The sequence below is a fragment of the Rhizobium rhizogenes NBRC 13257 genome (genome assembly GCF_000696095.1).
In the GTDB taxonomy this organism is placed as follows: domain Bacteria; phylum Pseudomonadota; class Alphaproteobacteria; order Rhizobiales; family Rhizobiaceae; genus Rhizobium; species Rhizobium rhizogenes.
Genome location: NZ_BAYX01000025.1, coordinates 14,359 through 26,875, shown reverse-complemented (window position 1 = coordinate 26,875; position 12,517 = coordinate 14,359). Strand labels below are relative to the sequence as shown.

General features: G+C 58.7%; 11 protein-coding genes. 7 read left to right on the top strand and 4 right to left on the bottom strand.

Annotation, left to right across the window (positions count from 1 at the left end; genetic code table 11):
- Window positions 1-93 precede the first annotated feature (93 nt).
- Complete coding sequence (locus RRH01S_RS30960) at window positions 94-1,125, bottom strand: LacI family DNA-binding transcriptional regulator (RefSeq protein ID WP_042477064.1); 1,032 nt, start codon at window positions 1,123-1,125, stop codon at window positions 94-96.
- Between the two features lie 264 nt (window positions 1,126-1,389).
- Between RRH01S_RS30960 and RRH01S_RS30955 the strand changes: the two genes are divergently transcribed.
- From RRH01S_RS30955 to RRH01S_RS33780, 4 genes are all read left to right on the top strand, one after another.
- Window positions 1,390-1,971, top strand: a complete 582-nt coding sequence (locus RRH01S_RS30955) for a sorbitol dehydrogenase family protein (RefSeq protein WP_052365385.1) — start codon at window positions 1,390-1,392, stop codon at window positions 1,969-1,971.
- 2 nt (window positions 1,972-1,973) lie between these two features.
- Window positions 1,974-3,620 carry a GMC family oxidoreductase gene (locus tag RRH01S_RS30950; RefSeq protein ID WP_042477061.1) on the top strand — a complete coding sequence of 549 codons (1,647 nt, stop codon included), beginning with the start codon at window positions 1,974-1,976 and terminating at the stop codon, window positions 3,618-3,620.
- Window positions 3,621-3,622: 2 nt separating this feature from the next.
- The gene (locus tag RRH01S_RS30945; protein ID WP_042477058.1) at window positions 3,623-5,080 is read left to right on the top strand and encodes a c-type cytochrome; all 1,458 of its coding nucleotides are present in this window, start codon (window positions 3,623-3,625) and stop codon (window positions 5,078-5,080) included.
- A 311-nt stretch (window positions 5,081-5,391) separates the two neighbouring features.
- Window positions 5,392-5,538: a DUF1127 domain-containing protein gene (locus RRH01S_RS33780; RefSeq protein WP_007690640.1), complete on the top strand. Its 147-nt coding sequence runs from the start codon at window positions 5,392-5,394 to the stop codon at window positions 5,536-5,538.
- 595 nt (window positions 5,539-6,133) lie between these two features.
- Here RRH01S_RS33780 and RRH01S_RS30940 read toward each other — a convergent pair.
- Window positions 6,134-6,328: a tautomerase family protein gene (locus RRH01S_RS30940; RefSeq protein WP_042477055.1), complete on the bottom strand. Its 195-nt coding sequence runs from the start codon at window positions 6,326-6,328 to the stop codon at window positions 6,134-6,136.
- Window positions 6,329-6,540: 212 nt separating this feature from the next.
- Between RRH01S_RS30940 and RRH01S_RS30935 the strand changes: the two genes are divergently transcribed.
- Together RRH01S_RS30935 and RRH01S_RS30930 are read left to right on the top strand one after the other, a co-directional pair.
- Window positions 6,541-7,440 carry a LysR substrate-binding domain-containing protein gene (locus RRH01S_RS30935; protein ID WP_042477053.1) on the top strand — a complete coding sequence of 300 codons (900 nt, stop codon included), beginning with the start codon at window positions 6,541-6,543 and terminating at the stop codon, window positions 7,438-7,440.
- Between the two features lie 168 nt (window positions 7,441-7,608).
- On the top strand, window positions 7,609-8,262 hold the full coding sequence (locus RRH01S_RS30930) for a GntR family transcriptional regulator (RefSeq protein ID WP_042477050.1): 654 nt from the start codon (window positions 7,609-7,611) through the stop codon (window positions 8,260-8,262).
- 45 nt (window positions 8,263-8,307) lie between these two features.
- On the opposite strand, the gene RRH01S_RS30925 is transcribed toward RRH01S_RS30930, so the two are convergent.
- Both RRH01S_RS30925 and RRH01S_RS30920 read right to left on the bottom strand, forming a co-directional pair.
- Window positions 8,308-9,471, bottom strand: coding sequence for an NAD(P)/FAD-dependent oxidoreductase (locus RRH01S_RS30925; protein ID WP_042477047.1), 1,164 nt, complete (start codon window positions 9,469-9,471; stop codon window positions 8,308-8,310).
- Window positions 9,472-9,558: 87 nt separating this feature from the next.
- Window positions 9,559-10,938 (bottom strand): NAD(P)/FAD-dependent oxidoreductase, encoded by a 1,380-nt coding sequence (locus tag RRH01S_RS30920; protein WP_042477045.1) that lies wholly within the window; start codon window positions 10,936-10,938, stop codon window positions 9,559-9,561.
- A 131-nt stretch (window positions 10,939-11,069) separates the two neighbouring features.
- Here RRH01S_RS30920 and RRH01S_RS30915 point away from each other — a divergent pair, with 131 nt between their 5' ends.
- Window positions 11,070-12,506, top strand: a complete 1,437-nt coding sequence (locus RRH01S_RS30915; protein ID WP_042477042.1) for an NAD-dependent succinate-semialdehyde dehydrogenase — start codon at window positions 11,070-11,072, stop codon at window positions 12,504-12,506.
- Window positions 12,507-12,517 lie beyond the last annotated feature (11 nt).

Sequence of the window (12,517 nt, the reverse complement as noted above, 5' to 3'; positions counted from 1 at the left end):
GTCGCCAGCGTGCCGGACGCCCGAGATGTGATCATATCAGATCCGTGTCGTATCAAAGCGTCGTGATCGACGATTGGTCCTTCAGTTTTCGAGTCAGGAATTCAAGGCCGGCCCGCAGGAATCGCCAATATGCAAATCTGTTTTGATGACGTCCCATTCAACCTCTCGGTTGGGATCCGCCAGTCTTACGAGAAGCCTTTGAGCCGCTCTGCGACCGACGACGTCCGAATAGGTCGACACGGATGTCAGACGTGGTCGCATAGCCTCGCCATTCCTGACATGATCAAAACCGATAATGGAATGGTCATGGCCGACCCGGATATTGCGGTCATACAATCCGCTGGAAAGACCCATTGCAACGATGTCGTTGAAGCAGATGGTTGCAGTCGGCAAGGTCATCCCGGCAAAGAGAAGGGGCACCGCGGTCTGCGCTATCTCCGCCAAGGTTTCCGGAACACGGACAATAAACCCCGCATTCAAATTGTGTCGCGACATTGCGCGATCGAAGGCAAGCGAACGCTCTTCAAATGCCGAGTGGAGCCCGCCCTGGATGGCGAATGCGATGCGTTCGTGTCCAAGCGAGACGAGATAGTCTACGGCACTGTTCATGCCACCGGCGTAGTCGACGCCCACATAGTCGACTGATCGCGTGATATGACGCAAAACTTGAACGACGGAGAGTTGCCACTCGCGCTGGTCATCAAGAAAATCGCCCGTGGTATCCGAGGCAGGGCATAAGATAATACCATCTACGCCGTGCTCGCGCATTCTGCGCATCAGCGCACTTTGCCGGCAAGCGCTGTCATGGCTGTTGGCGAGGATAACGATCAATCCGGCGTCGTCGATGATCTCTTCCACTCCCGACAGCAACTCTGCGAAGAATGGATTGGTCAGGTTGGGAACGATAAGCCCGACCATTCTTGTTTGGCTGGCCCTGAGGCGAGCCGCGGTGAGATTCCTGACGTAACCCAATCGCGCTATCGCCGCTTCCACACGCTCGCGCGTTTTGACCGCGGCGAGTGGGCTATTGCGGATGACAAGCGATGCTGTCGCTCGCGACACACCTGCTTCGCGCGCCACGTCGATCAGTGTCACCCGCTGTTTTCTTTTGTCATCCGAGGCCAAATGGGCTCCTCAACGGTGAGTTAATAGACCTGACATTGATCCATGCAGTTTCAAAGTCCTGGGGACGGCGCTTAGCGCATCGCGAAGTTGATAGCAAAATTTCACGCAAAATGAACTTGACTTAGATCGATCTAAATATCAAAACGAGAATGCTGATATTGACCCCGACCGCTTCAACCTGCGGCGGGAATGGAGATAATTCGTGCCTTTAGGGACGACCGCTCGTCTTGGAGCCCGGCCGATCCGTTCTCACAGGAAACGACCATGACAGTGAAGTCTCAGGATGGCCCGCTTTTGGCAGGGCGAGACAATTCCATCAAAATTTCCACCTTGCCGCCGATCACTCGACGCGCACTTCTTGCGGGAGCCGCGTTCTCTTTTGCCGGGTTTGCATGGCAACCGGCAAGCGCCCAGTCGGCGGCGCCGACCAGCGGACTCTCCGGCTTCCTCAACGTTTCCCGCGCGATCACCGGGAAGTCTGATCTCTCGCCAATGACGGCGGATCGGATTTATGCAGCGCTGCAAGCCGATGATGCGGGCTTTGAAGGCCGCCTGGCTCAGATTGTACCGCTCGTTGGGCAAACGGGCTCGCCGGACGCCCTGAAGGCCGCGGCATCTGCCATTGGGCTTGGCGACACTCTGACCGCTATCATTACCGCATGGTACACCGGCACCGTCGAAACAGACAAAGGGCCCGTCGTCGTCTCCTACGCCGACGCGCTGATGTACCGGCCCGTTGCTGATGGTCTGACCGTGCCCACCTACTGCAACAAGGGGCCCTTGTGGTGGACCGGTCTGCCACCTGAAATCACCACCATGCCCAACAACTATCCGAAAGTGCTTTGACGATGAAATCTCCCGTTTTCACAAATGGCGATGCCAAGGCTGACGTGGCGATTGTCGGCTCCGGCGTGGTTGGCGCCCTAATTGCAGAGCAGCTTGCCGGGGAAGGTTACGCGGTACTGCTACTGGACGCTGGGCTGCGCATAGAGCGTGGTCAGGCCGTGGAGAACTGGCGCAACATGCCGTTCAAGAACCGCGCAGGGTCTGACTTTCAAGGGCTCTATCCGCAATCGAAAATGGCGCCCGCGCCGCTTTATTGGCCGGAAAACAACTATGTCGAACTGTCCGGTCCGGACGGCAAGGGTTTCAAACAGGGCTATCTCAAAACCGTTGGCGGCACGACCTGGCATTGGGCCGCATCCAGTTGGCGGCATCTTCCGGTCGACCTGAAAATGCGCACCGCCTATGGTGTCGGACGGGACTGGCCGATCTCCTACGATGAGCTCGAGCCCTATTACTGTCGGGCGGAGGAAGCGATGGGGGTCGCCGGCCCCAACGATCCTATGCTGCAATCGCCGTCCGAGCGCAGCAAACCCTACCCGATGGACATGGTGCCCTGGAGCTATGGGGACAAGCGTTTTGCTGAAATCGTCAATGCGCATGGCTATCGTTCGGTACCGATCCCGCAGGCCCGCAGTACACGGCCCTGGAATGGTCGTCCGACCTGTTGCGGCAACAATAATTGCCAGCCGATCTGTCCGATTGGGGCGATGTACAATGCCATCCATTCCGTGCAGGCGGCGGAAGCCAAGGGCGCCTCTGTGCTCGCCGAAGCGGTTGTCTACAAGATCGATACGGACGAAAACAACCGCGTGACGGCGATGCACTGGTACGACAGCCAGCATCAATCGCACAAGGTCACCGCCGATACGTTCGTAATAGCCTGCAACGCGCTCGAATCGCCGCGCCTGCTCCTGGCCGCGGCTAACGATCGCAATCCTGCCGGCATCGCAAACAGCTCCGACCAGGTCGGCCGCAACATGATGGATCACTCCGGCTTTCATTGCTTCTTTCAAGCGCCGGAGCCTTTATGGATTGGGCGTGGACCAGCGCAAAGCAGTTGTATCGTTGGACCCCGCGACGGGGCGTTTCGTTCGGAATATTCGGCAAACAAGATGATCCTGAACAATATCACTCAGGTCACAACCGCAACGTCGGTAGCCCTGAAAAAGGGCCTTGTCGGTCCGGCGCTCGACGCCGAAATTCGCCGCCTTACGACGCATGGGGTCGATCTGTCGATCAGCCTTGAACCTCTTCCCGATCCGAAGAACCGGGTGACGCTCAGCAAGTCACGGCTCGATCCGCATGGCATACCCTGTCCGGATGTCTACTACGATGTCGGAGACTATGTTCACAAAGGTTATGATGCGGCCGTCAAGCAGTTGGAGAATATCGGCAGGCTTTTCAACGCCAGCGATTTTCATGTCACCACGGCGCTCAACGCCAACAACCATATCATGGGTGGCTGCATCATGGGCAGCGACCCTAAGGATTCGGTCGTCGACGGCAATTGCCGTGCCCATGACCACGCCAATCTCTGGATCCCGGGCGGCGGAGCAATCCCGTCTGCAAGCGTGGTCAACAGTACCCTCACCATGGCGGCGCTCGGCATCAAGGCTGCCGACGACATCTCCAAATCGCTGAGGGCTTGAGCATGCGAAAGATCGTCAAGCAAAATAGTCCTGCAAAACGGGGAGCAGTCATCCTGCTCGCCCTTTCCGCGGCCATTCTGGGAGTTGGGAAGGCCGGGGCCCAGACCAGCGATCCACAAGCACTTGTCGAAAAGGGCAGGGGGATCGCGACTGCCGCCGATTGCATGGCCTGCCACACCGTGCCCCACAGCAATAGACCTTTCGCCGGCGGGTATCCGATCGTCTCACCGCTCGGCACCATCTACTCCACCAACATCACGCCCTCAAAGACGGCAGGCATAGGCAACTACACCGAAGACGACTTCGATCGGGCGGTGCGCAAGGGAATCCGCAAAGACGGCGGTCATCTCTATCCGGCCATGCCGTATACCGCTTATGCCGAGATCACCGACACCGACATGCATGCGCTCTATGCTTACTTCATGCATGGCGTCCAACCTGTCGATGACAAGGCATCAAACCAGACGGACTTACCATTTCCGTTCAATATCCGGTTCTCGATGGCGTTCTGGAACCTGCTCTATTCCACCAAAGCGCCATTTCAACCGGACCCAGGCAAAACCGAGGAGATCAACCGCGGCGCCTATCTGGCCGGCGCGCTTGGTCACTGCAGCTCCTGTCATTCGCCGCGCGGCTTGCTGATGGGGGAAAGTGCCGGCAGCTATCTTGCCGGAGGCGCCGTCGGCCCATGGTATGCACCCAATATCACGTCTGATCCGGTGAGCGGCGTCGGCGGTTGGAGCACCGATGAACTTGTCCAGTACTTCCGCACGGGTCATGCGGACGGCAAGAACCAGGCAGCGGGCGGCATGGCGGAGGCCGTTCAGAACAGCCTGCAATATCTGCCAGATGCCGACCTGCATGCCCTGGCGTCGTTTCTCAAGAGCGTTCCAGCCATTCGCGACCCTGGCGACACTCGTGCCGCCTATGAGTACGGCGCAGCGGTCAGTTCAGAGAGCAGCATTCGCGGCGTCTATTCGCAAACGGAGCACAACAGCCTTCGCGACGGGGCGCAGCTCTACAGCGGCTATTGTGCCAGCTGTCATCAGATCGATGGTGCTGGTAGCGAAAACCAGGCCTATCCGTCGCTCTTCCACAACAGCGCGACCGGTGCCAGTCAGCCCGCCAATCTCGTGGCAACAATTCTTTATGGCGTCGATCGCGACACGGCCGGCAAGCAGGTTCTCATGCCTGGTTTCGGTGCCCAGTCCTTCGTTACGCCTCTGACCGACCAGCAGATCGTCGATGTCTCCAACTATGTGCTCATGAATTTCGGCAATCCGGCGACCAAGGTTACGCTCGCGGATGTCGCCACCGCTCGCGCCGGTGGGCCGGTGCCGTTTCTTGCTCGCGTTCAGCCCTACATATTAAGTGTGATACTGTCCGTCGTGGTAATCGTTCTGTTGGTTGCCGCATTGTGGGCTTTAAGGAAGAGGCGTGCAGTATCGGCGGCAGCGTAGCCGCCATTTTGCCGCTCAGGACAAAGCCGTCCCCGATCGACGTTTGCAATAAAGCTGCTTCACAAACGGAGAACTATCGCTATCCGGATGCTGATCCGCTGAACAAGCAACCGACGGCGTTCGATTGTTTCAGCGCCCAAGAAACGATCATCTCTTGCGGAATATGCAGAACCAATGCGCCAGATGCATGGGTGGAATGAGAGATTGTCACTGTTTTAAACCGATTGAAATGGCTATATTCCAACCATCGAAACGACGCCGGAGCCAAGCGAGGCTGCTGACGTCAGAAGCCCTCAGGAAAGGGGATCATCATGAACGTAGCACGCTCTTTCAACAATTGGCGCAAGTTCCGTCAGACCGTCAACGAACTTGGCCGCATGTCCAGCCGTGAACTGCAGGACCTCGGCATCGACCGCGCCGACATCCGCAGCGTTGCCCGCGCATCGGTCGCGCGCTGACCGCACGGACTTATCGTCTCAAAGACTGCTCGACGCCCGTTGATAACGCGGGCGTTTTTGCGTCGGGCTCCCTGTCTGAGGATCGGTTGGGTCCTCGTTTCGTGTTGGATCTTTCCGATCTGTATTTCTTGCATAGCTGCAGTGCAGCATAAACGATAGGAAACTGCGGCGGCCAGTGTATGATCCAACCTATCGAAGCAATGCACCTCCTCCCGCAGAGCTTCGGGTTTCAGACGGCCCACTCCTCCTCCCAGGGACGTCTGTGGGAACAGCGGCACTCCTCCTCCCAGTCGCTGTTCGGTTCTTTTCGAAAAGCCTGCCGCACCTCCTCCCGCGGCAGGCTTTTTCGTTTCTGGGCCGTGCTGTGACCGTCACCTTAACCGAGCATCGATCGAAATGTGGGATCTGGCGGTGTGAGCGGATTGACATGTTATCCGTTCTATCGCCGGCACCGATTTCTCGATGACGGAATCGCCCATGTCATATGGCTAGGTCTCCGGCTTCCGCTGAACATGCATATGGGCGAAGATCTGCTGGCCGGACAGGATCACACAAGGGGCAACGTCGGACGCGTCGGCGATTCCACAACCCGCTCTCAGGATTTTGCGGCTTGCGAAAGAAGCTTGCCCGCAAAGGCCCAGTTGTCCGCGGTCACGTCGTTGAACACGATGCTGACCGATTCGGGTGTGCAGTTGCAAAACTTTACCAGCGCGTCGGTGATGGCCTCGGCGGCCTTCTGTTTTTGCTCAACCGTACGGCCCGTAGATAAATCCACTCGAATCCAAGGCATTGCCAGTTCCTTTCAGTTTTCCGTTATCCGATCACAATCATGCGGTGCTGCCCATACTCTTGGCCGATGTGTGGGCTTTATCCTGGACTTATATGATTGTATAATATACGTTACCTTTATATACATTATGGGAATCTCGGCAACTGCATTTCACTTTTCCTTGCACCAGTCGTGCCGGCAGACCGCCCGCACGCGAAAATCCGCGAGAGCGAATGACAGTTGATGACTTAAATCGGCAGAGGCTGTTGCTCGATAACGATGTGCTGCGAACATTCGTTGCCATCGCGGAAATGCTGAGCTTCTCCGGGGCCGCGCGATCCGTTTCGCGTACGCCTTCCGCTGTATCGATGCAGATCAAGAAGCTGGAGGAGCAACTGGGCTCAGCTTTGTTCATACGCGCAGCACGCACGATCAGGCTGACGCGGCAAGGAGAGACATTGCTGACCTATGCTCGCACGATGTTGATGCTGTCGAACGAGGCGGTCTCTCGATTGGTGGATCCGCAGCTTACGGGTGTGGTGCGGCTGGGCGCGCCTTTTGATATCAGTGAGCGGCTTTTTCCGAAAATCCTGAAGGACCTTTCCGACGCCTATCCGGGCATCGTGGTCGACGTCGTCGTCGATACGAGCGATCGTCTCGTCAATCGCATAGACGAACAGCGGCTCGACCTTACCCTTACGTGTGATGTTGCCAACCCTTCGGCGCCGCGCGGCGAAGTGATTGGCACCGAGAAGCTTGTCTGGGCGGGAGCAAGGCAAGGTTCCGCTTTTCAGCAGGATCCCTTGCCTATCGCGACCCACGAAGATGGGTGCATCTGGCGTGCGGTAGCCCTCGAACAACTGGAAAGAACGGGTCAAGCCTACCGCTTTGCCTATCTCAGCCCGCGCACTACGGTGCAATGTGCGGCCGTGGTCTCGGACTTGGCGGTAGCGCCGCTCCCCTGTTCCTACGTGACGGACGACATGAGGGTTCTCGGCGCCGAGGATGGTTTTGAAGAACTCGGCTCGTTTGATATTCGTCTTGTGGGCAAATCAAGCGCGACGGAACCGGTCAGAATTATTGCCGACGGCATCCGGCGTTTGCTTGAGGAGGCGACGGAAGCATCGGCTTGAATGTCAGTGATATCGGTTTCGCTGCCGCAACCATCCACCAGGCAGCGCGTCCAGACAGAGGCATGGCGGTCGCATTCTCCACAGCGCTTATCCTTGTGTGCTGTTGACAAATTTATACAAAACGCTGCCATCTAATCCAGGATCTGGTTGGACTGAGAAGGTACTTTGATGGCTGTTAAGGGAAATGAAGTGCGCAAATCCGCGCCTGAACTCGTCAGGGACGGCCTGCGGGAAGCGATCCTGGCGGGTGCCTATGAAGAGGGCCAGCAGCTTCGTCAGGACGAACTTGCAGAGCAGTTCGGAACGTCGAGAATACCCGTCCGCGAGGCCCTGCGCCAGCTTGAGGGCGAAGGGCTAGTGGAGCTTCACGCCAACAAAGGCGCGGTCGTAAAGGGATTGTCCGTCGAGGATGTTCTTGAAATGCTCGACATTCGCATCGCGCTCGAATGCCGGGCTTTGAAACTTGCCATCCCCAACATGGCGGTCGAGGATATCGAGGCAGCCGGGCAAATCCTGGCCGACTATGAGGAAACATCGGACCCGGCCGCCTGGGGCGAGATGAACTGGCGCTTTCACTGGGTGCTGTATTGCCCCTGCAATCGTGAGAGGCTCCTGGCCATGATCGAGGCGAATTACGGCCATGTCAGCCGCTTCACCCGGCGCCAGGTGTCGCTGGCGACGGGAAAGGCGAAGCCCCAGCAGGATCATGCCGAGCTGTTGCGGCTCTGCAGGGAGGGGGAGGCCGACACGGCCGTCGCCCTGCTTGAAAAGCACATCGAACAGACACAGAAGTCGTTACGCGCCGCCATGCGCAGGCGCTAACCGGCTGCGGGCGCGACGATTATCTCAACCGCCGCCCCCAAAGAGTCAGATGATGCCACGTTCGGGAAGCGGCCGGCCGTCGAGGAGCCTTTGCCAGCCGAGGCGGGTGAGGTCGATTGTCTCATAGCGTCCCTGCAGCAGCAATTCCGCCATTGCCAGGCCGCATCCGGGCGCGTGCATCAGCCCGTGACCGGAGAAGCCCGCGAGCATATGGAAATTCGTGAGACCGTCCGCGCCCGGACCGATGATGACATTGCCATCAAAATCATTCTGGTCGTAAAGGCCCGGCAGCGTATTCTTGCACTTCGTCTTCTCGAACTGCGGGAAGCGATGCGCCAGTGCGGGCCAAACGACATTTTCGAAATAGTCGTGATCGACCTCGAAATTGTAGCCGCGCGGCTCGGCAAGCGTCGGCACGCCGCCGGAATATCCCTTGCCTTCCGGCCGGAACGCCAGACGCTCCGGGTCCTTCAGATAGGGAAGCGGCTCGATCGGCTCCTCGGTTTCGAAATAATGCTCGAACCGGCGCAACGGCTCGATCGGAACCTTGAAGCCGAGCATCGTGCAAATATCCTTCGCCCAGGCGCCCGCGGCATTGACGAAATGATCCGCCTCGATCTCCGCGCCGGATTTCAGCTTGACCTTGGCTACATGCGTTGCCGTGCGCTCAAAACCCACCACTTCGTCGGCAATGAAATTGGCACCCAATGAGCGGGCTTTCTTCCGGAAACCCATGAGCACGCTATGCGGGTCAAGCCAACCATCGTCGGGAGAATAGACGGCGGACCCCAGGTCCGAGACATTCATCGAGGGAAACTTGTGCTTGATCTCGTCCGGCTCCAGCCAGACGACATTGCAGCCCATGTTCGTTTCGATCTCGAAATTCTGCTTGAGCATGTCGCGGCTCGATGGCGGCACGATGAAGAGATAGCCGTTCTTTTTCAAGCCGATGTCCGCTTGCACGCCATCGATAGCCATGGTTTCTGCAAAATCGTCGAAGAATGGAATGCTGTAGTTGGAGAGCGCGATGTTCTCGGGCAGGGAGAAAAGCCGGCGTACACCGCCCGAAGCACGCGGGGTGGACGCGAGATTATAGGTCGGATCCCGCTCGATCACCATCACCGAGACGCTCGCATCAGTCCGTTTCAGAAAATAGGCAACGGCCGCGCCGATTGCCCCACCTCCAATGATAACAATGTCGGTCTTCAATCTTATCTCCTTGACTGTCTGCTCCGGCTCCGTGCCGGGTAAAACGAATGGTGTTTACTGTTTCTCATTCGACGAGCCGGGTCTCCGTCACAGATGTCCGCGATTGTTGAGCGCCGCCAGTTCGGCCATGATTGTAGGATCGTCGTATCGCGCCGCGCTCAGCGTCCTGGCATAGGGCGCTGACGTTTCCCCCATCACCCAGTCGGCGCAGATCGAGCCCGATATGCAGGCCGCCATCGTACCGAAGCCGGAAAGAGCACCCGCCACGAAAGCGCCGGGCGTGCGCATCGGGCCGATCAGCGGCCAGTTCTCCGCAGTCGTGGTGTAGTAACCGCCGTAATGATGTGCGCCACGCGGCAGGCGCCCGATATAGGCGGCAAGCCCCGGCTGAAGCCGGCTCGCGGCACGCAGGACGATATCCGGGAACTGGTCGTTAATGGGTTCAGGGCCATGCGGGTCGGAAGAAGCCTCGTTGAAGGCCCAGCCGAGCTTGATCCATTTGCCGTCTTCCGCGCCATCTGGCCGGCAATGGATGCCGCCCGGCATGAATTCGGTCAGTTTGGCTGTGTCGGGATCTTCGGCGAGCAGGGTTCGCTCTTCCTCGCTCCAGCCAAGTGTCTGGCCGTCGAGGTCGATGGTGAAGGGCAGGTTGCGTGGCACCACACGCTCGCGATCCTCGAAGGCGATCTTCTGCTGATAGACACAGGAGACAGCAAGCTCCTCATCCAGAAGCGCTGCCACATCCTTGAGAAAAGGTCCGGCGGCATTGACGATCCGGTCGGCGCGAAGGGAGGCGAGCCCGTCGCTCGTCTTGACCGAGAGAAGGAAAGGCGAGGCAGAGGCAATCGAAACGACCTCGCCACGCACGAGCCGCCCGCCCTGGCCCTTGATGTATTCCAGCATGAACTGGCCAAGCTGCTGGCCGCTGATTGCGCCCGCGCGCCGGACATGGAGAATGGTGGAGACATCGTCGGCATAGGCCGGAAACGTGCTGCGAATGAGGTTCTGATCACAGAGCACGTCGACGCCGTCCGGCGCCAGCCGCCAGTCCGCCCACACTGGCGGCTGGTAGCTGTCATGCGGGCCGGCGCCCTTGTGAATGCGAATGAGATCCTCAGCGTTCTCGCCATAGCCGCGATAGAGATCCTCGATGAGGTCGGATGGTTGAGCCCGGCGGGTGACGAGGCAATAGCCCCGTCGTGTCATGTTGATGCGGTTGTCGGAGGCGGATGCAATCTCCTCCATCAGCCGGATGCTGTCGTTGGTGAAAGCCGCCATGATTGGATGAGGCCACCAATTACGATAGTTCTCGCCGGATTGGGCGGAAGTCAGGCTCATCGGATCGCGTGGATCGATGATCGCGATGTCCTTAATGCCGTAGTTTCTAACCAGATAATAGGCGACGGCGATACCGACGCTTCCGGCTCCAATCACGGCGACATCGACGGCTTCGTTTTTGATGGTCATGGAACGCGTCCCTCCGCAAGAGCGGTATATTATGCGATGTTTTATAATTGCATACGATAATCTTATTATTTATACAATTAGAAAAAGACTGAGATGTTGCTCGGTTGATGACGCAATCCAGGGGACTGAGGATGTACGCTGAAAAACTCGAAATGCTGATCGATGGCGCCTGGGTGCAGGGAAGCAGCGGGGCGACCGCGCCGCTCTTCAATCCGGCCGACGGAGCCGAAATCGCCGCCGTTCCCCATGCGACCAGGGATGATCTGGATCGTGTACTGGATGCGTCGGGAAGAGCGTTCCAGGCCTGGAAAACCACGACGGCCGCCTATCGCTGGCAGATTCTGAGCCGGGCCGCGGACCTTATCGAAGCCCGCAAAGGCGATATCGCCCGCACCCTCACGCTCGAGAACGGCAAGGCCTTGGCAGAGGCCGTGGGAGAGGTCCAATTCTGCGCCGATGCGACACGCTGGTATGCCGAGGAGGCAAAGCGCGCATATGGCCGGATTATTCCTGCGCGCGCGACGGGAGTGCGGCAGATGGTGTTCAAGGAGCCGGTGGGCCCGGCACTTGGCTTTGCCGCATGGAATTTCCCGGCGGGCAACGTGACCCTCAAGATGGCGGCAGCACTTGCGGCTGGCTGCAGCATCATCGTGAAGCCGAGCGACGAGACGCCCGGTACCGCCGTTGCGATCGGTCGTTGCTTTCAGGATGCTGGCGTGCCGGCAGGGGCGCTCAACATCGTCTTCGGCCCGCCGGCCGCGATCTCCGAGCATCTGATTGCCTCTCCTGTTCCGAAGAAGGTTTCCCTGACCGGCTCGACGCCTGTCGGAAAATTGTTGCAGCGCCTGGCCTCCGAGACGTTGAAACGCTGCACCATGGAGCTCGGCGGGCACGCACCGGTGATCGTTTTCGAAGATGCCGACGTGGAAAAGGCGCTCGACGTGCTGATTGCCGCCAAGTTTCGCAATGCGGGGCAAGTTTGCACGTCTCCCACCCGCTTCTATATCCAGGAAAACGTCTATGAGCACTTCGTAACGGGGTTCGTTGAGCGAAGCCGCAAGATTGTCGTCGGCAACGGGCTCGACGAAGGCACGCAGATGGGCCCGCTGATCACCGAACGGCGGCTGGACATGATGGACGCTTTTGTGCGGGACGCCGTCGAGAAAGGGGCCTCCGTTGCGCTCGGGGGCGAGCGCCTTGACCGCAAGGGTTATTTCTATGCGCCTACCGTTCTGAAGGACGTGACAGACGACGCCCGAGTGATGTCCGAGGAGCCGTTTGGCCCCTTGGCTCAGTTGACGCCCTTCAAGTCCGTCGATGAGGTGATCGCCCGCGCCAACTCGCTTCCATTCGGTCTCGCAGCCTATCTCTTTACCACCAATGGATCGACGGCGTCCGCCGTCGGCGAAGCGCTCGAAGCCGGCGTTGTCGGGGTCAACCATACATCTGTTCACGAACCGGAAACGCCCTTCGGCGGTGTCAACGAGTCGGGTTATGGCGCCGAGAGCGGGATCGAGGGGCTCGAGGCATATTTGCGCACGAAGATGATTTCCGAGAAGCGCCTTTAAGGCGCTGATGG